At 70.9% G+C, this 21,582-nt stretch carries 16 protein-coding genes, 1 tRNA gene and 4 pseudogenes; 9 read left to right on the top strand and 12 right to left on the bottom strand.

Features of this window, described 5'->3' with window-relative positions; genetic code table 11:
• Positions 1-25: 25 nt before the first annotated feature.
• From egtB to egtE, 4 genes are read left to right on the top strand one after another with little or no spacing between them, the layout of a single operon-like run.
• The gene (gene egtB / locus B9D87_RS17310; protein ID WP_040630620.1) at positions 26-1,342 is read left to right on the top strand and encodes an ergothioneine biosynthesis protein EgtB; all 1,317 of its coding nucleotides are present in this window, start codon (positions 26-28) and stop codon (positions 1,340-1,342) included.
• On the top strand, positions 1,342-2,040 hold the full coding sequence (gene egtC, locus B9D87_RS17305) for an ergothioneine biosynthesis protein EgtC (protein ID WP_007772146.1): 699 nt from the start codon (positions 1,342-1,344) through the stop codon (positions 2,038-2,040). Before egtB ends, egtC begins: the two co-directional genes overlap by 1 nt.
• Positions 2,040-3,005: an L-histidine N(alpha)-methyltransferase gene (gene egtD, locus B9D87_RS17300; protein ID WP_007772153.1), complete on the top strand. Its 966-nt coding sequence runs from the start codon at positions 2,040-2,042 to the stop codon at positions 3,003-3,005. Before egtC ends, egtD begins: the two co-directional genes overlap by 1 nt.
• A gap of 47 nt (positions 3,006-3,052) precedes the next feature.
• On the top strand, positions 3,053-4,168 hold the full coding sequence (gene egtE, locus B9D87_RS17295) for an ergothioneine biosynthesis PLP-dependent enzyme EgtE (protein ID WP_238553461.1): 1,116 nt from the start codon (positions 3,053-3,055) through the stop codon (positions 4,166-4,168).
• Here egtE and B9D87_RS17290 read toward each other — a convergent pair.
• Both B9D87_RS17290 and B9D87_RS17285 read right to left on the bottom strand, forming a co-directional pair.
• Positions 4,165-4,833, bottom strand: a complete 669-nt coding sequence (locus B9D87_RS17290; RefSeq protein ID WP_040630622.1) for a class I SAM-dependent methyltransferase — start codon at positions 4,831-4,833, stop codon at positions 4,165-4,167. The two genes, egtE and B9D87_RS17290, sit on opposite strands and share 4 nt — an antisense overlap.
• Positions 4,834-4,843: 10 nt before the next feature.
• Entirely contained in the window at positions 4,844-6,316 is a 1,473-nt protein-coding gene (locus B9D87_RS17285) for a glutamate-cysteine ligase family protein (RefSeq protein ID WP_007772156.1), read from the bottom strand.
• Positions 6,317-6,451: 135 nt separating this feature from the next.
• Here B9D87_RS17285 and glpK point away from each other — a divergent pair.
• A pseudogene (gene glpK, locus B9D87_RS17280) lies at positions 6,452-7,977 on the top strand (glycerol kinase GlpK).
• 42 nt (positions 7,978-8,019) lie between these two features.
• Here the strand turns inward: glpK and B9D87_RS17275 are convergent.
• Positions 8,020-8,736 (bottom strand): PadR family transcriptional regulator, encoded by a 717-nt coding sequence (locus tag B9D87_RS17275; RefSeq protein ID WP_007772158.1) that lies wholly within the window; start codon positions 8,734-8,736, stop codon positions 8,020-8,022.
• A gap of 194 nt (positions 8,737-8,930) precedes the next feature.
• On the opposite strand from B9D87_RS17275, the gene B9D87_RS17270 reads away from it, so the two are divergent.
• On the top strand, positions 8,931-9,320 hold the full coding sequence (locus B9D87_RS17270; RefSeq protein WP_007772160.1) for a hypothetical protein: 390 nt from the start codon (positions 8,931-8,933) through the stop codon (positions 9,318-9,320).
• Here B9D87_RS17270 and B9D87_RS17265 read toward each other — a convergent pair.
• Positions 9,317-10,244 (bottom strand): annotated as a pseudogene (locus B9D87_RS17265) (RDD family protein). The gene B9D87_RS17270 and the pseudogene B9D87_RS17265 overlap by 4 nt on opposite strands.
• 77 nt (positions 10,245-10,321) lie before the next feature.
• On the opposite strand from B9D87_RS17265, the gene B9D87_RS17260 reads away from it, so the two are divergent.
• On the top strand, positions 10,322-11,314 hold the full coding sequence (locus tag B9D87_RS17260) for a stage II sporulation protein M (protein WP_007772162.1): 993 nt from the start codon (positions 10,322-10,324) through the stop codon (positions 11,312-11,314).
• A 17-nt stretch (positions 11,315-11,331) separates the two neighbouring features.
• Here B9D87_RS17260 and B9D87_RS17255 read toward each other — a convergent pair whose 3' ends face one another.
• The 5 genes and pseudogenes from B9D87_RS17255 to B9D87_RS17235 all read right to left on the bottom strand — a co-directional run bounded on the left by B9D87_RS17255 (position 11,332) and on the right by B9D87_RS17235 (position 16,694).
• Positions 11,332-12,654 (bottom strand): DUF58 domain-containing protein, encoded by a 1,323-nt coding sequence (locus B9D87_RS17255; RefSeq protein ID WP_007772163.1) that lies wholly within the window; start codon positions 12,652-12,654, stop codon positions 11,332-11,334.
• Positions 12,654-13,631 (bottom strand): AAA family ATPase, encoded by a 978-nt coding sequence (locus B9D87_RS17250; RefSeq protein ID WP_007772164.1) that lies wholly within the window; start codon positions 13,629-13,631, stop codon positions 12,654-12,656. The genes B9D87_RS17255 and B9D87_RS17250 overlap by 1 nt, the downstream gene beginning before the upstream one ends.
• Positions 13,628-14,767, bottom strand: a complete 1,140-nt coding sequence (locus B9D87_RS17245) for a DUF4350 domain-containing protein (protein ID WP_040630734.1) — start codon at positions 14,765-14,767, stop codon at positions 13,628-13,630. The genes B9D87_RS17250 and B9D87_RS17245 overlap by 4 nt, the downstream gene beginning before the upstream one ends.
• Positions 14,767-15,420 carry a DUF4129 domain-containing protein gene (locus tag B9D87_RS17240; RefSeq protein WP_007772167.1) on the bottom strand — a complete coding sequence of 218 codons (654 nt, stop codon included), beginning with the start codon at positions 15,418-15,420 and terminating at the stop codon, positions 14,767-14,769. Before B9D87_RS17240 ends, B9D87_RS17245 begins: the two co-directional genes overlap by 1 nt.
• A 25-nt stretch (positions 15,421-15,445) precedes the next feature.
• A pseudogene (locus tag B9D87_RS17235) lies at positions 15,446-16,694 on the bottom strand (DUF7847 domain-containing protein).
• A 112-nt stretch (positions 16,695-16,806) separates the two neighbouring features.
• Between B9D87_RS17235 and B9D87_RS17230 the strand changes: the two are divergent.
• Positions 16,807-17,271 carry a GatB/YqeY domain-containing protein gene (locus tag B9D87_RS17230; protein ID WP_007772173.1) on the top strand — a complete coding sequence of 155 codons (465 nt, stop codon included), beginning with the start codon at positions 16,807-16,809 and terminating at the stop codon, positions 17,269-17,271.
• Here the strand turns inward: B9D87_RS17230 and B9D87_RS17225 are convergent.
• From B9D87_RS17225 to B9D87_RS17215, 3 genes and pseudogenes are all read right to left on the bottom strand, one after another.
• Entirely contained in the window at positions 17,255-18,967 is a 1,713-nt protein-coding gene (locus tag B9D87_RS17225; protein WP_007772174.1) for a selenocysteine-specific translation elongation factor, read from the bottom strand. The genes B9D87_RS17230 and B9D87_RS17225 overlap by 17 nt on opposite strands.
• Positions 18,955-20,246 (bottom strand): annotated as a pseudogene (gene selA, locus B9D87_RS17220) (L-seryl-tRNA(Sec) selenium transferase). The gene B9D87_RS17225 and the pseudogene selA overlap by 13 nt, the downstream one beginning before the upstream one ends.
• Before the next feature lie 18 nt (positions 20,247-20,264).
• Positions 20,265-20,359, bottom strand: a tRNA-Sec gene (locus B9D87_RS17215).
• Positions 20,360-20,404: 45 nt separating this feature from the next.
• Between B9D87_RS17215 and selD the strand changes: the two genes are divergently transcribed.
• On the top strand, positions 20,405-21,424 hold the full coding sequence (gene selD, locus B9D87_RS17210) for a selenide, water dikinase SelD (protein WP_080598569.1): 1,020 nt from the start codon (positions 20,405-20,407) through the stop codon (positions 21,422-21,424).
• The last annotated feature ends 158 nt before the right edge of the window (positions 21,425-21,582 follow it).

Below are 21,582 nucleotides of genomic sequence, written 5' to 3'. Positions count from 1 at the left end.
CCCGCTGCGCCCGGCTGCGCCGCGCTTGCGGTCGTCATGCCGGGAGGGCATCGCCGACGACCTGGCGCGGACGCGGACGCGGACGCTGCGCCTGGTCGAGTTCGACGACGCCGAACTCTGCCGGCAGTACGACCCGCTGATGAGCCCGCTGGTGTGGGACCTGGCGCACATCGGTCAGCAGGAGGAGCTGTGGTTGCTGCGCGGCGGTGACCCCGCGCGCCCCGGGATGCTGCCGCCGGCCGTCGAGGGGCTCTACGACGCCTTCGTGCACTCCCGCGCCAGTCGGGTCGATCTGCCGTTGCTGTCGCCGGGCCAGGCGCGGTCCTACTGCCAGACCGTGCGGTCGGCCGTGCTCGACAGGCTCGACGCCCTGCCCGACGATCCCGCCGGCGACGAGGCCGTGTTCGTGTACGCGATGGTGGTCAGCCACGAAAACCAGCACGACGAGACCATGTTGCAGGCGCTGAACCTGCGCAGCGGCGCACCGCTGTTGCGGGACGCCTCCGAGTTGCCGGCCGGGCGAGCGGGGTTGGCCGGGACGTCGGTGCTGGTGCCCGGCGGTGAATTCGTGCTCGGCGTGGACGCCGCCGGCGAACCGTATTCGCTGGACAACGAGCGCCCGGCCCACGTCGTCGACTTGCCCGCGTTCCGGATCGGCCGGGTTCCGGTCACCAACGGCGAATGGCGGCGGTTCGTCGAGGACGGCGGTTATGACCGGCCGGGCTGGTGGTCGGAGCGCGGCTGGCAGCACCGCCAGGCCGCTGGCCTGACCGCGCCGCAGTTCTGGAGCTCCGACGCCACGACGCGCACCCGGTTCGGCCACGTCGAGGACATCCCCGCCGACGAACCCGTCCAGCACGTCAGCTATTTCGAGGCCGAGGCCTACGCGGCCTGGGCCGGTGCCCGGCTGCCCACCGAGATGGAATGGGAGAAGGCCTGCTCCTGGGATCCGGCCACCAATACGCGGCGGCGGTATCCCTGGGGCGAGCGCACACCGGACGAGACGCTGGCCAACCTCGGCGGCGGCGCGTTGCGGCCGGCGCCCGTCGGGGCCTACCCGGCAGGCGCTTCGCCGTGCGGGGCCGAGCAGATGCTCGGCGATGTCTGGGAGTGGACCACCTCCCCGCTGCGGCCCTGGCCGGGGTTCATCCCGATGCTCTACGAACGGTATTCGCAACCCTTCTTCGACGGCGACTACCGGGTGCTGCGGGGCGGCTCGTGGGCCGTGGAGCCGGGCATCATGCGCCCGAGTTTCCGCAACTGGGATCACCCCTACCGGCGCCAGATCTTCTCCGGCGTGCGGTTGGCGTGGGACGTCTCCGACGGCGGGGATCCCGCCTGATGTGCCGGCACCTGGGCTGGCTGGGAACCGACGTCACGGTTTCCTCGCTGGTGCTCGACCCGCCGTTCGGCCTGCGGGTGCAGTCCTATGCGCCGCGCCGGCAAAAGCACTGCCTGCTCAACGCCGACGGTTGGGGCGTCGGGTTTTTCGACGGTCACGTGCCGCGTCGTTGGCGCAGCCAGGCGCCCCTGTGGGGCGATGTGTCGTTCGACTCCATCGCGCCCGCGCTGCGCAGCCACTGCGTGGTGGCCGCGGTGCGCTCGGCCACCGTCGGCATGCCGATCGAGGCCAGCGCGTGCGCGCCGTTCACCGACGGGCAGTGGTTGTTGTCGCACAACGGAATCGTCGACCGGTCCGTGTTGCCGACCACGCAGCGGGCCGAATCGGTCTGTGACAGCGCGATACTGGCGGCGATGATCTTCGAGCGCGGGCTTGACGCGCTGGGGAAGACCGTCGAAGAGGTCGCCGCCGCCGACCCGAACGCCCGACTGAACATATTGGCCGCCAACGGATCTCGCATGCTGGCGACCGCCTGGGGCGACACGCTGAGCATCCTGCGGCGCCCGGACGGTGTGGTCGTGGCCAGCGAACCCTATGACAACGACTCCGACTGGGAGGACGTGCCGGACCGCCACCTCGTCGAAGTCACCGCGGACGGCGTCGCCATGACGCCGCTGGATCAGCCGAGAGGATCTTGATGACGCTGTCGCTGTCGAACCACCTGGCCGCCGATTCGGCGTACCACGCGCTGCGCCGCGACGTCCTGCACGGCCTGCAGGAGACACCAAAGACGTTGCCGCCCAAATGGTTCTACGATTCCGTCGGCAGCGATCTGTTCGACCAGATCACCCGGCTGCCCGAGTACTACCCGACGCGCGCCGAGGCCGAGATCTTGCGGGCTCGGGCGGGCGAAGTCGCATCGGCCAGCGAGGCCGACACCCTGGTGGAGCTGGGCAGCGGAACCTCGGAGAAGACGCGGGTGTTGCTCGACGCCCTGCGCACGCGGGGCTCGCTGCGCAGGTTCGTCCCGTTCGACGTCGACGCCAGCATCCTGTCGACCGCCGCAGCGGCCATCCAACAGGAATACGAGGGCATCGAAATCAAGGCCGTCTGCGGCGATTTCGAGGAGCACCTGACCGAGATCCCGGAAGGCGGGCGGCGGCTCTTCGTGTTCCTGGGGTCGACGATCGGCAATCTCACGCCCGGACCGCGCGCGGAATTCCTCGCCGCACTGTCCGCCCAGATGCGGCCCGGCGACAGCCTGCTGCTGGGCACGGATTTGGTGAAGGACACCGAGCGGCTGGTGCGCGCCTACGACGACGCCGCCGGGGTGACGGCGGCGTTCAACCGCAATGTGCTCGCGGTGGTGAACCGGGAGCTCGACGCCGACTTCGACGTGGACGCCTACCGGCACGTGGCCCGGTGGAACGCCGCGGAGGAACGCATCGAGATGTGGCTGCGGTCCGACCGGCGCCAGCGGGTGCGGGTCGGTGCGCTCGAGCTGACCGTCGACTTCTCGGCCGGCGAGGAGATGCTCACCGAGGTGTCGTGTAAGTTCAGCTCCGATAAGGTAACCGGCGAATTGGCCGCCGCGGGGTTGCGCCGCACCCGGTGGTGGACCGACGAGGCGGGCGACTTCGGGTTGTCGTTGGCCGTGAAGTGACCGCCGGCATTGCGCTGGCCGATCAGTGGCGGTCAGCCCGCCCGCCGATGGCCGGTCTGCACCTGGACAACGCGGCCTGTTCGCGGCAGAGCCTGGCGGTGATCGAGGCCGGCGCGCAGCACGCCCGCAACGAGTCCGAGCTGGGCGGCTACGTCGCGGCGGAGGCGGCCACGCCGGTGCTCGATGCCGGCCGCGTGGCGTTCGCCGCGTTGACCGGAATGGCTGATGCCGAAGTGGTTTTCACCACCGGCTCGCTGAATGCCCTGGATCTGTTGCTGGGCGCCTGGCCGTCAGGAGCGACAGAGCGAAAACGGCTGGCCTGCCTGCCCGGCGAATACGGCCCCAACCTGGCGATGATGGCCGCGCACGGGTTCGACCGACAGCTGCTGCCCGCCCTGGAAGACGGCCAGATCGCGCTGGACGACGCGGCGCTGGCCCTGCAGAGCGATCCACCGGACCTGGTGCATCTGACCGCGGTCGCCAGCCATCGCGGTGTGGTGCAACCGGTTTCGATGGTCGCCCAACTCTGCCGGGAGCTGGATCTGCCGCTCGTCGTCGACGCGGCACAGGCCCTGGGCCAGGTGGAGTGCGCGGCCGGCGCCGACGTGACCTATTCCTCGTCGCGCAAGTGGATCGCCGGGCCGCGCGGTGTCGGCATCCTCGGCGTGCGCCGCGAACTGATGGGGCGCCTGCGCCCGCGGCTGGCCGCACCGGAGTGGGCCCGCAACGGCGGCGCGCCGACGGTGGCCGAACAGCTGGAATTCGGCGAGGCCAACGTCGCTGCGCGCGTGGGGTTTTCGCTGGCGCTGGGCGAGCATCTGGCGTACGGGCCGCAGGCGGTGTGTGCGCGGCTGGCCAAGGTGGGCGCCCTGACCCGCACGGCGCTGGCCGATGTGGCCGGGTGGACGGTGGTCGAAGAGGTCGAAGAACCCAGTGCCATCACCACTTTGGCACCGACCGACGGTGCCGACCCGCAGGCGGTGCGCCACTGGCTGCTCGCCGAGCGGCGGATCCTGACCACGTTCGCGGGCGTGCAGCGGGCGCCGCTGGAGCTGACGGAACCCGTGCTGCGGATCTCGCCGCACGTCGACACGACGGCCGACGACCTGGAGACGTTCGCCGAGGCGCTCATCGCCGCCACCGCGGCGACCGCGACGGCCTAGCCGGCTTTGTGCGCGGTTAACAGGTAGGCCGGCATCTTCATCCGGCCCTTCTCGTCGCGGTCGTGCTTTGGGCCGTCGGGGACCGGCGGAATGTTGGCGTGGATGAATGCCGGCCGGATCTCGTCGATCTCCCAGTACTTGCTCACCGCGTCGCGCAGCTCGTCCTCGTCGACTTCGTTGGGCTTGGCTTCCCACTCGTCGGGGAAGGCGCCCTTGGCGAAGACCAACACGAAGAAGCGGGCCCCCGGCGCCGCCGCGCGGTGCACCGCGCTCAAGTAGCCGTCGCGGCCCTCGATCGGCAGCGAGTGGAACAGCGTGCTGTCGGCGACGGTGGAGAACCGTCCGTCGTAGCCGGTGAACGAGGTGATGTCCGCCTGCACGAAGGTGGCGGTGGTCAGGCCGCGGTCGGCCGCCGCCTTGGTGGCCGCCGCGACGGCGGTGGGGGTGAGGTCGATGCCGACCACGGTGTAACCCTGGGCGGCCAGGGTCAAGGACAGCTCGGCGACTCCGCAGCCCGCGTCCAGCACGTCGCTGCGGAACTTGCCGGCCGCGATCAGGGCGGCCAGTTCGGGCTGCGGCTCACCGATGTTCCACGGCGGCGGGCCCTCGAAGTGAGCCTGCTCTCGATACGCGCTGTCCCAGTCCATCACTTCGTCAGACGGCATGGACCCCAAGCTACTCCCAGGTGTGCACCGGTTCATTGGCGTGCATGTGGTCGCAGTACCGGCGCAGCATCTCGGCCAGCGCCGCGGGCCTGCTCATGCCGCCGTCCTGCAGCGCGCGCACCGTGGACACCTGCCAGCTGGCACCGTTGCGCCCCGCCCGGGCCCGGCCTTCGATGACCCCGAGGAACCGGTCGCGGACCTCGGCGTCGACACCCCAGCGCTGCAACCCCTCGTCGGCGATCGGCAGCAGGGTGTCGAGCACCAGTTCACGCGCGGTCACGTCGCCCAGGCCGGGCCAGTGCAGCCCGGCGTCGATGCCGTCCAGCGCCGCCGCCATGAAATTGGCTTCCGCCACACCGAAATCCATGACGGTCCACAGCGGTTTGTCCGCTTCGGACACGCTGCGCAGCATGCCGTAGAAGAAGGCCGCATTCGCCAGCATGTCGACGACCGTCGGCCCGGCCGGCAGCACCCGGTTCTCCAGCCGCAGATGCGGGCGACCGTCGACGACGTCGTACACCGGACGGTTCCATCGGTAGACGGTGCCGTTGTGCAGCCGCAGTTCGGACAGCTGCGGGATGCGGCCGGCGGCCAGCTCGGCGACCGGGTCTTCGTCGGACACCTCGGGCAGCAGGGACGGGAAGTAGCGGATGTTCTCCCGGAAGAGATCGAGGACCGAGTCGATCCACTGCTCGCCGAACCACACCCGCGGCCGCACGCCTTGGGACTTCAGCTCGTCGGGTCTGGTGTCCGTGGACTGCGCGAACAGCTCGATGCGTGTTTCCGCCCACAGCCGGTGGCCGAAGAAGAACGGCGAGTTGGCGCCCAGCGCCAGCTGCGGGCCGGCGACGATCTGCGCCGCATTCCAGTTCGCTGCGAAGGTCCCCGGATCCAGCTGCAGGTGCAATTGCATGCTGGTGCAGGCGGATTCGGGTGCGATCGTCGCGGTGTGCCAGCTCAGCGGCTCGGGTCCGGAGATGTTGATGGGGATGTCTTCGCCGCGGGCGCTGAAGATCGACTCGTTGAGGGCGGCGTATCGCTTCGATTCGCTCATCCAGCCGTGGTCGAGGTGCTCGGCCATCAAGGTGGGCAGGATGCCGATCATGACGATGTGGGCACCGCCGGCGGCGCCGGCCTTGTTCTCGGCCTCGTTCAGGCTGGCCCGCACCTCGGCCTCGAGGTCCAGGCTGGTGTGCCCGGGCAGCGGCCGCGGCGGAACGTTGAATTCGATGTTGTAGGCGCCCAATTCGACCTGGTACGCAGGATCGCCGATGGCGTCCAGCACGTGTCGATTGGACATGGCTGGCTGGTAGTCGGCGTCGACCAGGTTGCATTCGATCTCCATGCCGGTGAGCGGCTGCTCGGAATCGAAGCTCGACTGGGCAAGCATCGTCTCGAAGGCGTCCAGGCACAGCGCTACCTTGCGCCGGTACTCCCGCCGATGTGCGCTGTCGTACGTGGTGCGCTTGACCTCTTCGCCCACACCGCAGATGCAACAGGGTTACCGCGCGTAACGCAAGCTCCCACGAGTCGCGGTTCCCGACTCGCGCGCGCAGCGGGTAGACCATGATGGACTTTTGCCGCAAGCGTGTCCGAGCTCACGGGTGGAGGAGAGCAGTTGGCCGAGTCAGCCGAATTCGTCGCCGCCATCGACCAGGGAACCACCAGCACCCGCTGCATGATCTTCGATCACGAGGGTGCCGAAGTGGCGCGCCATCAACTCGAGCACGAGCAGATCCTGCCCCGGGCCGGCTGGGTGGAGCACGACCCGGTCGAGATCTGGGAGCGCACCTCCTCGGTGCTGACGTCGGTGCTCAACCGCGCCAATCTGAGTACCGAAAACATTGCCGCGCTGGGTATCACGAATCAGCGCGAGACGACGCTGGTGTGGAACCGCAAGACGGGGCGCCCCTACTACAACGCGATCGTCTGGCAGGACACCCGCACCGATCGGATCGCGTCGGCGGTGGAACGCGACGGTCGCGGCGACGTGATCCGGCGTAAGGCCGGCCTGCCCCCGGCCACCTACTTCTCTGGGGCCAAGCTGCAATGGATCCTGGACAACGTCGACGGGGTGCGCGCGGCCGCCGACAGCGGTGACGCCCTGTTCGGCACCGCCGACACCTGGGTGTTGTGGAACCTCACCGGGGGCCGCGCGGCGGCGTGCACGCCACCGACGTGACCAACGCCAGCCGGACCATGCTGATGAACCTGGAAACCCTGGACTGGGACGACGAACTGTTGTCGATCTTCGCGATCCCTCGCGCGATGTTGCCGAGGATCGCGCCGTCGTCCTCGCCGCAGCCCTACGGTGTGACGTCGGAGACCGGGCCGGCCGGCGGCGAGGTGCCGATCACCGGGATGCTCGGCGATCAGCACGCGGCGATGGTCGGCCAGGTGTGTCTGTCCGAGGGCGAGGCGAAAAACACCTACGGCACCGGAAACTTCCTGCTGCTCAACACCGGGGAGACGATCGTGCGGTCAGACAACGGACTGTTGACCACCGTCTGCTATCAGTTCGGGGACGCCAAACCCGTGTACGCGCTTGAGGGTTCGATCGCGGTGACCGGCGCGGCCGTGCAGTGGCTGCGCGATCAGCTGGGCATCATCAGCGGTGCCGCGCAAAGCGAATCGCTGGCACGCCAGGTCGACGACAACGGCGGAGTCTATTTCGTTCCCGCGTTTTCCGGGTTGTTCGCGCCCTACTGGCGATCCGATGCGCGCGGCGCGATCGTGGGCCTGTCCCGGTTCAACACCAACGCGCATCTGGCGCGCGCAACGCTGGAGGCGATCTGCTATCAGAGTCGTGACGTGGTGGACGCCATGGCGGCGGATTCCGGTGTGCGCCTTGATGTTTTGAAAGTCGACGGCGGCATCACCGGGAACGACCTGTGCATGCAAATCCAGGCTGACGTGTTGGGTGTGGACGTGGTGCGCCCGGTGGTCGCCGAGACCACCGCGCTGGGCGCCGCCTACGCGGCCGGCCTGGCGGTGGGGTTCTGGGCCGACCCGGCTGATCTGCGCGCCAACTGGCAAGAGGGCAAGCGCTGGGTGCCGGCCTGGGACGACGAGCAGCGCGCCGCCGGTTACGCGGGCTGGCGCAAAGCCGTGCAGCGGACCCTGGATTGGGTCTCCGTGACCTAGTGGTCACGTGACGTCACCCGATCCAGGGCCCGCCGGAGGCACTCAGTCTTCGCCGAGAATGCCGTAGATCTCGCGCCGCGCATTGTTGAGGATGTCGACGATGCGCTGCTGCTGCTCGGCCGACGCGGTGTGGGCCGATTGCCCGACCGCGCCGAACAACTGGCCGACGGCCGCCCGCAGATTCATGTGACCGGGGTCGGCGCCTTCGGTGATCTCGTCCCACGGCGGGGTCTCGATCTTCGTGGCCGCGCCGCGGCCCTCCTCGGTCAGCTCGAAAAGCTTCTTGCTGCCTTCGGTTTGGCTCGCGGTGATCAGGCCTTCGTCGTCGAGCAGTTGCAGTGTCGGGTACACCGAACCGGGGCTCGGCTTCCACAGTCCGTTGCTGCGTTCGGCGATCTGCTGGATCATTTCGTAGCCGTGCATCGGCCGCTCGGCCAGCAGCGTCAGGATGGCCGCTCGCACGTCGCCGCGCTTGCCGCGGCCCGGGCCGCCTCGGCGCCATCCGCCGCGCCGGCCACCGGGCCCGAAGCCGAAGCCCGGGCCAAAGCCGGGACCGAAGCCCGGGCCGAAACCGGGGCCGAAGCCGAGCGGGCCGTCGTGACCACCGGCGTGATCGCGCAGGTGCTCGCGGAAGTCCCGCCGGGCCTGGCGCCGCGCCTCGTGCAGGGCGCGCCGGTCAACCGGGCCGGAGCCGAAACCGAAGCCGAAACCGGGCCGGCCGGCGAACGGTCCTTCTGGGGGAGTGAATGGGGTGGTCATTTTCTGTCCTTACGTGTGTGGGTTGCGCATCGGTCGCGCGCTTTCGAAACATCACGATATATCGGAAACTAACGCGATGCAACGGGATATGTTGGAAAAGATTGTCGAATGAGCGCTGAGCTGCGGAGATCCGGCAAAGCCCGTCCGGCGGAGCGCGGTTTGCGTGCATCAAGCCGGGGGTAGGAATTAAGGGGATGGACGCTGACAACAACCTGCGGGTCGATAGCGGTGGCGCCGGCGCGGCCGCATTCGGGCGACCCGATGGTGGCCGGCGGCGTAACAGCCGGACGTGGATCAACTGGGGCTTGGCGCTGGCGACGGTGCCCGCCGCCGCGATCGTGATGCTCTTTGCGCTCGGCGCCGTGATGAGCACCGACGGCTGCAGTGATCGCAGCTGTCCCAACCTGGGCCACGGCGGGATCGATTTCGGCGTCGCGTTCTACGGTGCGCCCGCGGTCGCCGTGGTCGTCATCGTCATCTCGTTTTTCACCGCCAAACGGCGCGGCGGCATCGCGGTTCCACTGTGCGGATGGGCGCTGCTGGTCATCGACGTCGCCCTGATGGCGGCGAGTGTGGCCGGCTAGTGCGGCGCTGAGAAACCACCGGGGTCGCCCGGACCGGGACCGCCCGATCGCGGGTCGGGCCATCCGGCGGATTGCTGCGGTGGCGGCACCGCACCGGGCGGCGGGCTGGGCCACCCCGGGGCCCCGGGTAGGCACCGCCGGGCGGTGGCCACGGCGGCGCCCCATCGGTCCGGGCGCGGGCATGACCGGGCGCAGCCGGGCCAGTTCCCGGCGGTGCCGCTCGGCGAGGACGGCCGCGAGCACGAGTTCGGGTGGGGCGCCGGGCGGTGGTGGCGGCGCGATGCGGGCCACCACGTCCCCGGCGATCCGGTACGCCATCTGCAGCCGCAGCTGACGGTCGAGTTGGGTTGCCCTGGAAAGGAATTGACGCGCCACCTCGGCCTGACCGGCGGACAGGCCGGAGAGCTGCAGCGACGATGCCCACCACGCCAGGGCGGGCGGCATCATGGGCGGGGGCCCGAGCCGGGGTCCGCGCTCGTTGACCACCACCGTGCCGGCGAAGATGTCGCCGATCCGTTTGGCCTTCGGCGACAGGATGCTGCAGATGACGGCGGGGCTGCCGAACAGCATCCAGATCTCCACCAGCGCCGCCAGGGCCCGAAACAGGGCCTGGCGGAAGCGCTCTGGGCCACCGTCGTCGGACACCACGCGCAGGCCCATCGCGATCTTGCCCACCGAGCGTCCCCGCGTCGCCGTCTCGAGAACCAAGGGATAGCCCACAATTACCAGCACCGTAAATATCAGCAGGATCGCGTTGGTCAGTGCGGTGTCGAATTGCGTCAGGGTGGCCGCCCACAACATCAGGCCGAGCAGGTAGCCGATGACCATGACGACGATGTCGATCAGCGCGCTCAGCGTCCGCACCGGCAGCTGGGCGATCTGCACATCGAGCACCACGGCGTCCCCGGTCACCACCTCCGACATAACTTCGAACGGTACAGGCTGGGTGGGCGCGGCCGGCCGCACTTTGCCCTGCCGGCGGTGCGATTAGGCTGCCGAGGGTGGATGTCGATGCGTTCGTGCTGGCCCATCGTCCTACCTGGGACCGCCTGGACCGGTTGATCGGGCGGCGCCGGTCGCTGTCCGGCGCGGAGATCGACGAACTGGTCGAGCTTTACCAGCGGGTCTCCACGCACCTGTCGATGCTGCGATCCGCGTCGTCGGATTCCGTGTTGATCGGCCGGCTCTCGAGCCTGGTCGCGCGCGCCCGGTCGGCGGTGACCAGTGCCCACGCGCCGCTCAGCAGTGCCTTCACCCGGTTCTGGACGGTGTCGTTCCCGGTCGTGGCCTACCGCACCTGGCGGTGGTGGCTGGCCACCGCGGCGGCGTTCTTCGCGGTGGTCGTGATCGTCGCGCTCTGGGTGGCCGGAAACCCGGATGTGCAGTCATCGCTCGGAACACCCAGCGACATCCAGCAATTGGTCAACCACGACGTGGAGTCCTACTACAGCGAACATCCCGCCGCGGCGTTCGCGCTGCAAATCTGGGTAAACAACTCGTGGGTCTCCGCGCAATGCATCGCGATGTCGGTGGTGCTGGGCGTGCCGATACCCTTTGTGCTGTTTCAAAATGCCGCCAACCTGGGTGTCATCGCCGGGCTGATGTTCCCGGCCGGCAAGGGAGCCCTGCTGCTGGGTCTGCTTGTCCCGCACGGGCTGCTGGAGCTGACGGCGGTATTCCTCTCCGGCGCAACGGGAATGCGGCTGGGGTGGTCGGTGATCTCGCCCGGGGACCGGCCCCGGGGCCAGGTGCTCGCCGAACAGGGTCGCGCCGTCGTCTCGGTCGCCATGGGTCTGGTTGCGGTGCTGCTGGTGTCGGGATTGATCGAAGCGCTGGTCACCCCCTCACCCTTGCCGACGTTCGTGCGGGTCGGCATCGGCGTCATCGCCGAGGTGGCGTTCCTGTCCTACATCGTCTACTTCGGCCGCCGCGCGGTGCAGGCCGGGGAGAGCGGCGACATGGCCGAGGCGCCGGACTTCGTCCCGACCCGCTGAGTGCGGGTCGCCGGCGGCTACAGCCGCCCGGTTGCCTTCATCGCCAGGTAGTGGTCGGCCAGCGCGGGTGCGAGTTCGGTGGGCGGGGCGTCGACGACCTCCACCCCGCTGCGACGCAGCCGGGCGGCGATCGCGCCGCGGTCGTTGCGGGATCGCTCGGCGGCCGCCGCGTCGTACACCGCCGCGGCATCCGAACGGCCCGCGGCCATTTGGTCGACGCGCGGATCGGAGACCGCCGCCAGCAGCAGGTGATGCTTAGCCGACAGCTGCGGCAATACGGGCAGCAGGCCCTCGTCCAGCGCGGCCGGGTTGAGGTCGGTCAGCAGCACCACCAGTGACCGTCGGCGGGCGCGCAGCGCGATGGCCGAAGCCATTGCCCGCCAATCCGATTCGACAAGGGACGGTTGCACGGGGGCCATCGCGTCGACCAGCTGGGCGAGCAGCTCGGTGCGCGAGGCGCCGAACACGCCGGCCCGGCTCACCCGGTCGTGGGCGAGGAAGTCGACATGGTCGCCGGCCCGCGACGCCAGGGCCGCCAACAGCAACGCGGCGTCCATCGACCAATCCAGCCGCGGCCAGCCCGCCGGATCGGACGCGGTTGGGTCGACGCCGACCCGGCCGGCCGCCGTACGGCCGGTGTCGAGCACGATCACCACCCGCCGGTCGCGCTCGGGCCGCCAGGTGCGCACCACCACGTCGGCGCGGCGCGCGGTGGCGCGCCAGTCGATGGAGCGCACGTCGTCGCCGACGACATACTCTCGCAGCGAGTCGAATTCGGTGCCCTGCCCGCGAACCAGCGTCGGCAGCAGCCCGTCGATCTCACGGAGCTTGGCGAGCCGCGACGGCAGGTGCTTGCGGGCCAGGAACGGGGGCAGCACCCGCAGCTGCCCGGGCACCGGCCGCGAACGCTGCCGTCCCGCCAGCCCGAGCGGGCCGATCGATCGGGCGGTCACCACCGTCGCCCGCTGGTCGCCGCGCCGAACGGGTTGAAGCTGCGTCTCGACGTGCTGGTCTTGGCCGGCGGGGATGTCGATGGGGTGGACGCGCGGTCGCGCCTGGGCGCTGGGCGGCCAGGCGTCGCGGATCTGGCCGCGGAAGCGGCGCGGCCCGTCGTTGTGGATCGACAGGCCGCACTCCACCTGCTGTCCCAGCCGCGCCGAGCGATCCGGGGAACGCACGTAGCGCAGTCCGGTCGTGCCGGCCGCCAGGACGATGTCGAGGACGACCGCGATTGCCAGCGCTATCAGCAGGGCCGCGAAAGTGATTGCGGGCCAAGGAGATAGCGCGATGGGCAGGACGCAGATCAATGCGACCAGCCCGGCGCGTCCGGTCAGGACCACTAGCGGGGCACCGGAACCGACGCCAGGATCCCGTCGAGCACGCCGTCGGGCGTGGCCCCCTCGAGTTCGGCCTCGGGCCGCAGCATCACCCGGTGCCGCAGCGTCGGGCGGGCCATGGCTTTCACGTCGTCGGGGGTGACGTAGTTGCGGCCGGACAGCCACGACCAGGAGCGCGCCGTGGCCAGCAGGGCGGTCGCCCCGCGCGGTGACACCCCCAGTTGCAGCGCGGGGGAGGAACGGGTGGCACCGACGATGTCGACGATGTAGCCCAGCACCTCGTCGGCGACCAGCACGTTCTGCACGGCCTCGCGGCCGGCCGCCAGGTCGGAGGGTCCGGCCACCGGCTTGATCGCCGACAGATTGCGCGGGTCGAATCCGTGCGCGTGCCGGTGCAGGATGGCGATCTCGGCGTCCCGCGGCGGCAGCGCCACATTCAGTTTGAGCAGGAAGCGGTCCAGCTGGGCCTCGGGCAGCTGGTAGGTGCCCTCGTACTCGACCGGGTTCTGGGTGGCCGCCACGATGAACGGGTCGGGCAGCGGCTGCGGTTCGCCGTCGACGCTGACCTGACGCTCTTCCATCGCCTCGAGCAGCGCGGCCTGGGTCTTGGGCGGGGTCCGGTTGATCTCGTCGGCCAGCAGCAGGTTGGTGAACACCGGCCCGGGCCGGAACACGAACGCGGCGGTGCGCGCGTCGTAGACCAGTGAGCCCGTCACGTCGCCGGGCATCAGGTCGGGGGTGAACTGCACCCGCTTGAACTCCAGCTGCAGCGCCGCGGACAGCGCCCGGACCAGTAGCGTCTTCGCCACTCCTGGAACGCCTTCCAGCAGCACGTGGCCGCGGCACAGCAGCGCGATCACCAGGCCGCTGACCACGCCCTCCTGTCCGACGACGGCCTTGGCGAGTTCGCCGCGCAGCGCCAGCAGCGCCTCGCGCGCCGATTCAGCGGTGGGGGACGAAGCGGTAGTGGGTTGTGTCACGGGTGTGCGACCTGCCTTTCGATTTCGTCGAGCGCACGGGCAAGTTGTAACAGGTCGTTGTCGGTCGCCGGGGGCGGACCGAACAGATGGTAGGAGACGAAAGCCGGATCCGATCCGGTGCGCTGGGCCGCTGTGGTCACCACCGCGGCCGGCGCAGCGCCCGCACCCAGGCCGAGCCGCGGCAGTAGCCGCGCCACCGTGGCGGCGCGCAGAGCGGCGGCCGCGCGATCGCGTGCCCGTCGGGACCGGTACAGCCGGCCGCGACCTTCGACGGTCTCCGAGGCGCGCACCACCACGGGCAGCTCCTCGGCCACCAGCGGACCGGGCCGACGACCCTTCCACATGGCGACCAGCAGCACCACCAGCGCCAGTTGCCCGACCATCCAGACGACGTTGGGCGGAATCAGCTGGAAAAGCGTTGCCTTGGGCGAGGATTCACCTTCGACGTGGTGCGGGGCGTACCAGATGAGCCGGGGCCGGTCGCCCGCGAGATTCATCGCCAGCGCGGCGTTGCCCGCCTGCAGCAGGCTGCCGTTCGTCATGAAGTCGGTGCTGCCGACGGCGGTGACGGTGCGTCCGTCGTTGCGGAAGCGGATCAGCGCACCGTCGTAGCAGCGGGTCATCGCGCGGCCGTCTTTGGACTTGTAGGTGTTGCTGGCCCCGAATCGGACGGGCCCGGCGCGAACAGCTTCGCGCAGAGTGCAATTCGGGTCGAGGTCAAAGCCGTTGGCGCCGGAGACCCGCACGCCCGGCAGCAGCGCCTCGCGGGTCCGGGTGGTCGGCTCCACCAGCAGCAGGTCCGAATGCACGTTGTCCAGCCGGTCCAGCAGCGTGTCGGTGAGGTATTGGCTCTGGGCCACCAGGATCAGCGCGTCGGGGCGGGCCGCGTGTTCGACGTCGGCGATGTTGTTGGCCACGACGACGTCGACTCCGGCGTCACGCAGCAACTGCACCAGCGCGTGGGCGCCGTCCGAGCCGGTCGACGCGGGGTCCATCCGGGCGCCGGGGCGCGGTGCGCTCAGGTACGCGTCGACGCCGCCGATGACGGCGAGCGCCAGCAGGATGACGAGCACCCAGCGCCAGGAGCGCCTGCGCCGAGGGGCGGTTTCGGGAGCGGCCCCGGTGATCGTCGCCATCACCGCACCTGCGCCCATGACTCGGGTGCATGGGCCCGGCCGGGCTCCAGCGGACCGCCCTGCCAGCGGGACCGCAGGTGGTCGTCCAGCTCGGCGATCATCCGGTAGGCGTCCTGGGTCCCGGGCTGTTCGCCGTACGTCACATCGTTGAAAGCCGTTGCCGCTTGCGTTAATTCGCCGGCCAGGTGGGGCAATGCGGCACCGGCGTCGCGGGCCAGCTCGTTGGCCGTGCGGCCGGGGGCCGCTGTCAGCACGCCGGTCTCTTCGAGCTGGCGGGCGACTGCGCGCAGCCGGTGACGAATCGCGGCGGCCCAATCCCCCTCGGCCGCAAAGCTTTCCGCGGTCGCGCGGTGCTGGGCGGCGGTCAGTTGGGCGGCTTCGAACAACGCGTAGTCGCCGCCGCGGCGGGTGCGCATGGTGCGCCGCAGCACGTAGATGCCGGCGATCACCGCGATGGCGAGCAGGATGAACAGCACCGTGGCGGTGAGCCATCCCCCCGGCAGGGCGGAGGTTTTCTGCAGCAGCCGGTAGATCAGGTCGTTGAGCCAGTCGACGAAATGTTCCCGCGCGGAGCCCTTGGAATAGATCGGTTTGTTCAGCTCGTCCTGCGCGGCGCGATGTGCGGCATCGCGGTCGACGTCGATGGAAGGCATGCTTGAGCTAGTCCTCGCTCGGCCCTTACAGGGGCCGCGTCAGCCAGAGGTTGTCGGTGGACGCGGCCGCGTAGGGCCCCTGGGCGGCGCCGCTCTGCAGCACCAGATCAAATGCCTCGGCGCGCATCCGGCGGTCGGTGTAGAGCAGCACGATGACCCCCGCGTTGAAGGGTGCGGTGATGATCTCGCCAATCGCCGCCCCTACCGAGAGGACCGCCGTGCTGACCAGGAATGCGGTGCCGGACGAGGTGATCTGGAAGAACTGGCCGGCGATGCTGAACGGCACCGCGACGGCGTTGGCGACAACCGACGTCACCAAGAACGCGAGCACCCGGATGCCCAGCACCCGCCAGAAGCCGTTGCGCACCAGCTTGAACGAGCGGGCGATGGCGTCCATGACGGGGAGCCGCTCCAGCACGATCAGCACCGGGGCGAACAACACCACCGTGTACAGGAATACCAGCAGCGCGAGGACGACCAGCACCAGCGGGATGCCCAACACGACGGCCGCCACGGCGCTGCCGATCGCCGCCAGCACGCCGATGATCACCGCGACCAGCCCGGCGAGGGCCGCGACCACCACGGCTTCCAGCAGGGCCAGGCCGAGCAGGGCCAGCAGTCGACCGCGGATCTTGCTCCAGGTTTCGCCGATGGTGATGGATGACCCGAACACCGCCCGACCGACGATGACGGTGAGCATCCCGGACAGCAGCATGCCGCCCAGCCAGCCGACCAGGATGCCGCCGCCCACCGATACCGACCAGGCCCCAGCACGCCTGAGCTCAGCTGACCGGGCTGGTCGCTGGCCAGCCTGTCGGCCGCGGCGAGCGGCCCGAAGAAGGCGACCTTGGTGACGATCTGCATGATCACCACGACGATGGCGGTCAGGCCCAGCGTCGCCTTCGGATTGGCCCGGACGTAGCCGACCGCGCCGTTGAAGATGTCGCCGAGCGTCAGCGGCCGCAGCGGGATGATCCCGGGCTTGGCGGCCCCGTAGCCCGGCGGTGTGCCGAAGGGTTGCGGCGATCCATAGCCGGGCGCAGGCCCGTAGCCGGGCGCAGGCCCGTAGCCGGGTGGGGGCCCGTAGCCGGGTGGGGGTCCGTAGCCCGGTGGTGGCCCGTAGCCGGGCGGGGGCAGGTACCCCGGCGGGGGCCGTAGCCCGCAGGTGGGCCGTAGCCGGGTGGTGGGCCGTAGCCCGCAGGCGGACCGTATTGAGGTTGTGGGCCGGATGCCGGTGGCGGACCAGCCGGATAACCAGGCGGCGGCGCGCTCACCGAACCCCGCGGCCTTTACAGCCGGGCGCGTCGTTCGTCATGGGCTCCATCCTGTCGGCGGCCGGGGCATTTCACAACGTTGACCCCCCGCCCGGCGCGTAGCGTCTCAGAGATGGCGGAACTCAAATCCCGGATCCGGACCGACCTCACCGCGGCGATGAAGGCCCAGGACAAGTTGCGAACGGCCACCCTGCGCATGCTGTTGGCTGCGATCCAAACCGAGGAAGTCTCCGGTAAGGAGGCCAGGGACCTCACCGACGAGGAGGTCCTCAAGGTGCTCGCGAAGGAATCCCGCAAGCGGAGCGAATCCGCGGAGATCTACACCCAGAACGGGCGCGGAGAGCTCGCCGCCAACGAACACGCCGAGGGGCGGATCATCGACGAGTACCTGCCCACCCCGCTCACCGAGGCCGAGGTGGCCGACGTCGCCGACACCGCGATCGCGCAGGTAGCCGAGGAAATCGGCGAGCGGCCGGGGATGAAACAGATGGGCATGGTGATGAAGGCCGCCACCGCGATCGCCGCCGGCAAGGCCGACGGCGCCCGCCTCTCGGCCGCCGTCAAAGAGCGGCTGTAACCACCCGGGTTCCGTCGTCGCCGCGGCGCGTCACGCGCCGGGCGTCGAGCTGTTCCAGCAGCGGCACGGCCACCCGCCGGGTGGTGCCCAGCGCGCGGCGCGCCTCGCTGACGGTGAACGGTTGCGGCAGCGCCGCCAGCACGCCGGCGGCGCGGTCCAGGGCATCGGGTCCCAGCACCACCCCGTCGGCGATCCGGGTCAGCCGCCCGGCCCGCACGGCCGCGGCCAGCTCGCGCGGGCCCAGCTTCAGCTCGGCCAGCTCGTCGGCCTCGGGCGCCCGGAACGGCTCGGCGGCCAGCCACTCCTCGACCGCGGACACAGCCTTGTCGACGCGGGCCGGCAGGCCCGACCCGGGCGGGCGGACCAACCCGCCGGCAACCTCCAGACCCGTGCCGTCCAGCAACTGCGGCAGCAGGTCGGCGGCGGGCAGCCCGACCTGCTGCCGCAACGTCTCGAGCGGCATGCCCGCCGCGACGTCGTGATCGTCCGCCCAGCGCCGCACCGCCGCGGCCGCCTCCTCGCGCCGCGCCGCCCACCACCGCGGATCCACCACCCAGTCGCCCACCCGCTGCCCGCGCGGCGGCAGGCCCATGGCACGCAACTCCGCCGCGCGCGCGACGGCGGGTGCGGCGACCTCGCCGGTGGCCAGCTCGTCGGCGCGCGCCCGCGCAGCGCCGCGCCGCCGCAGCGCGGGCGGGCGTACGTCGAGCACCTCGACTCGCGCCGCGATGCGGTGCTGTCCGGGGTCGCGGAGCAGCCCGATGTCCGAAACCCGCAGCGGCAGCGGCCTGGCCAGCCGCAGCCGCGCCGCCGCCGTCCCCAGCCGGCGCACCTGCACCGGCACCGCCGCCGACCCGATGTGCAGCACGAGCTGGCGGTGCAAGCTGTCGGCGGCTCTCAGCGCGACGTCGATCTCCGTGGTGTCCAGCCACGCGCCCGGCGTGCGCACGGTATCCCCGCGGCCGATCTCGTGCCGGTCAACGCCCCGTAGATTCAGCGCCACCCTGGAAACCGGGCCCACTGCCTCCGCCGGGTGGCCCAACGACTGCAGCCCGCGGACGGTGACCCGCCGCCCGGCGTGCTCGAGTTCATCGCCCACCCGCACCGTGCCGGCGCCCAGCGTGCCGGTGACGACGGTGCCCGCTCCCCGCACGGTGAAGCTGCGGTCGACCCACAGCCGCACATCGGCGCCGGGATCGGGCGCCGGCAACCGGTCGGTCAGCGCCGCCAGTTCCGCCCGCACCCGGTCGAGGTCGGTGGAAACGGCCACCGGGATTCCGGAAAGCGATGTGGCGGACAGCCTTTCGACCGCCTGCCGCGCCGCCGGGCGCGGGTCGGCGAGATCTGCCTTGCTGATCACCAGCAGCCCGTGCCGGATCCCCAGCGCCTCCAGGGCGGCCAGATGCTCCTCCGATTGCGGCATCCAGCCCTCGGTGGCGGCGACGACGAACACCACTCCGCCATTCAGGGGTACCGGCCCCACGCCGGCCAGCATGTTGGCCACGAACCGTTCGTGGCCGGGCACGTCGACGAACGCGATCTGCCGGCCGCCGAGCTCCGTCCACACGAAGCCCAGATCGATGGTCAGGCCGCGGCGCCGCTCCTCGGCCAGCCGATCCGGCCACATCCCGGTGATCCGTTGCAGCAGGGTCGATTTGCCGTGATCGACGTGTCCGGCGGTGGCTAGGACGAACACGCCCGTACCGCGGCTGCCAGCAGCGCGTCGTCCTCGGGTGCCACCGTGCACAGGTCGAGCAGGCACCGGCCGCCCTCCAGCCGGCCCACGACGGGTGGGCTGGCCAGGCGCAGCGCGGCGGCGTAGGACTCGGGCAGGCTCACCGCGGCGCTGGGCAGTTCGACCCCGGGCGCCCCACCGCCGCCGACGGCCGCGACGCAGTCCACCGCGGTGGCGCCGGGCAGGTCGGCGGCCAGCGACGCGGCCCGCGCGCGCAGCCGCTCCACGTCGGCGGCCAGCGCCTGCGCCACGGGCGGGGCGGCCCCAGCAGCGTCGCCTCGAGCGCGGCCAGCGTCAGCTTGTCGACCCGCAGGGCGCGCGCCGCGGGATGGCGGCGGATCCGCTCGATCAGCTCGGCGCGGCCGAACAGCAACCCCGCCTGCGGCCCGCCCAGCAGTTTGTCCCCGCTCGCGGTCACCAGGTCCGCGCCGTCGGCCAGCGTCGACGCCGCGTCCGGCTCGTCGGGCAGCACCGGGTGTGGCGACAGCAGGCCGGAGCCGATGTCGACCACCAGCGGTACGCCGAGCCCGCGCAGTTCCGGCGCCAACGTCGCGACGTCCACGGCCGAGGTGAACCCGGTGACGTGGAAGTTGGACGGATGCACCTTCAGCACGAATCCGGTCTGCGGGCCGAGCGCCTCGGCGTAGTCGCGCAGGCTGGTGCGGTTGGTGGTGCCGACTTCGCGCAGTCGCGATCCGGTGGATTCCAGTAGCTCGGGAATGCGGAAGCCGTCACCGATTTCGACGAGTTCGCCGCGGCTGAGCACGATTTCCTTGCCGGGCGCCAGGGTCATGGCGGTCAACAGCAGCGCGGCCGCGTTGTTGTTGACGACGTGCACGCCGCCGGCGGTGGGGACCGCACCCGCCAGCGCGGCCAGCGCACCCCGGCCGCGCCGCGCGCGCCGGCCCGTCGCCAGGTCGAACTCCACGTCGGTGGCCCCGCCGGCGGCCACCACCGCGTCCAGCGCGGCCCGCGACAACGGGGCGCGGCCGAGATTGGTGTGCACCACTACGCCGGTGGCGTTGATGACCGGCCGCAGGCTCGACGCGGTGGCGGGCAGGGCGGCGACCGCGTGCTCGGCGACCTGCTCGGGTGTGATCTCTCCGGCCCGCGCCCGCCGTTGTGCCGCGGTGATCACCGACTTGACCAGCTCGCGGCCGAGCACCCGCTGCGCCGCGACCAGCCGCGGGTCGGCGAGCAGCGTGTCGGTGCCGGGCACCCGGCGGCGCGGGTCGCTCATGTCGGGCCCGGAAGAACATGGCGGAGGCGGACGGGAATTGAACCCGCCAACGGCAGCGACTGCCGTTCGACGGTTTTGAAGACCGCGCCGGTCACCAGACCGGACACGCCTCCTTGAGCCATGGCGCCAATTGTCGCAGCCTCCGCGCCGCGGGCACCATGGACGCCGTGACGTACCGACTGACTCAATACGCCCATGGCGGCGGCTGCGCCTGCAAGATCCCGCCCGGTGAGCTCGAGGAGGTGGTCCGCGGGCTGGGATCGAACCCCCCGCGCGACGCGGTCGGGGAGTTACTGGTCGGGCTCGACAACGGCGACGACGCGGCGGTGGTCCGCATCCAGGACGGGACGGCGCTGATCGCGACGACGGACTTCTTCACCCCGGTGGTGGACGACGCCTACGACTGGGGCCGCATCGCGGCCACCAACGCGCTGTCCGACGTCTACGCGATGGGCGGGCGCCCGGTGGTCGCGGTGAACCTGCTGGGCTGGCCGCGCGAGGTGCTGCCGTTCGAGCTGGCCGCCGAGACGCTGCGCGGCGGGCTCGACGTGTGCGGCCTGGCCGGCTGCCACCTGGCCGGCGGACACAGCGTCGACGACCCCGAGCCCAAGTACGGGCTGGCGGTCACCGGGATAGCCGACCCAAACCGCCTGCTGCGCAACGATTCCGGAAAACCGGGAACGCCGCTGTCGCTGACCAAGCCGCTCGGTGTCGGCGTCCTGAACAACCGTCACAAGGCCACCGGGGAGCGCTTCGAGGAGGCGATCGCCGTGATGACCACGCTCAACGCCGAGGCGGCCGCCGCGGCGCTGGCGGCCGGCATCGAATGTGCCACGGATGTCACCGGTTTCGGGCTGCTCGGACACCTGCACAAGCTGGCGCGGGCCAGCGGCGTCACCGCGGTGATCGACTCGGCGGCGGTGCCCTACCTGGACGGCGCGCGCGAAGCGCTGGCCGCCGGCTACGTCAGCGGGGGCACCCGGCGCAACCTCGACTGGGTGGCGCCGCACGTCGACCTGTCGGCCGTGGGCTCCGACGACGCCCTGCTGCTCGCCGACGCGCAGACCTCCGGTGGGCTGCTGATCGCCGGGGAGATCCCGGAGGCACCGGTCATCGGTGAGCTGGTGCCACGCGGTGAGCACACCATCGTGGTGCGCGCAGCCCACCGATCGCCATGAGGTTGCATGGCGACCCGCCGCGCCCGGCTTCGCCGCGCTTGCGATCGCCATGAGGTTGCATGGCGACCCGCCGCGCCCGGCTTCGCCGCGCTTGCGATCGCCATGAGGTTGCATGGCGACCCGCCGCGCCCGGCTTCGCCGCGCTTGCGATCGCCATG

Origin of the sequence: Mycobacterium colombiense CECT 3035 (genome assembly GCF_002105755.1) — a bacterium.
Lineage (GTDB): Bacteria > Actinomycetota > Actinomycetes > Mycobacteriales > Mycobacteriaceae > Mycobacterium > Mycobacterium colombiense.
This window is presented reverse-complemented; position numbering and strand designations above follow the sequence as displayed.

What these genes read in the sequence shown, in the direction of transcription:
- egtC (WP_007772146.1), top strand. Translation starts at nt 1,342, where the DNA reads ATGTGCCGGCACCTGGGCTGGCTGGGAACCGACGTCACGGTTTCCTCG.
- egtD (WP_007772153.1), top strand. Translation starts at nt 2,040, where the DNA reads ATGACGCTGTCGCTGTCGAACCACCTGGCCGCCGATTCGGCGTACCAC.
- egtE (WP_238553461.1), top strand. Translation starts at nt 3,053, where the DNA reads ATGGCCGGTCTGCACCTGGACAACGCGGCCTGTTCGCGGCAGAGCCTG.
- B9D87_RS17290 (WP_040630622.1), bottom strand. Translation starts at nt 4,833, where the DNA reads ATGCCGTCTGACGAAGTGATGGACTGGGACAGCGCGTATCGAGAGCAG.
- B9D87_RS17275 (WP_007772158.1), bottom strand. Translation starts at nt 8,736, where the DNA reads ATGACCACCCCATTCACTCCCCCAGAAGGACCGTTCGCCGGCCGGCCC.
- B9D87_RS17270 (WP_007772160.1), top strand. Translation starts at nt 8,931, where the DNA reads ATGGACGCTGACAACAACCTGCGGGTCGATAGCGGTGGCGCCGGCGCG.
- B9D87_RS17245 (WP_040630734.1), bottom strand. Translation starts at nt 14,767, where the DNA reads ATGGCGACGATCACCGGGGCCGCTCCCGAAACCGCCCCTCGGCGCAGG.
- B9D87_RS17240 (WP_007772167.1), bottom strand. Translation starts at nt 15,420, where the DNA reads ATGCCTTCCATCGACGTCGACCGCGATGCCGCACATCGCGCCGCGCAG.
- B9D87_RS17230 (WP_007772173.1), top strand. Translation starts at nt 16,807, where the DNA reads ATGGCGGAACTCAAATCCCGGATCCGGACCGACCTCACCGCGGCGATG.
- selD (WP_080598569.1), top strand. Translation starts at nt 20,405, where the DNA reads ATGGACGCCGTGACGTACCGACTGACTCAATACGCCCATGGCGGCGGC.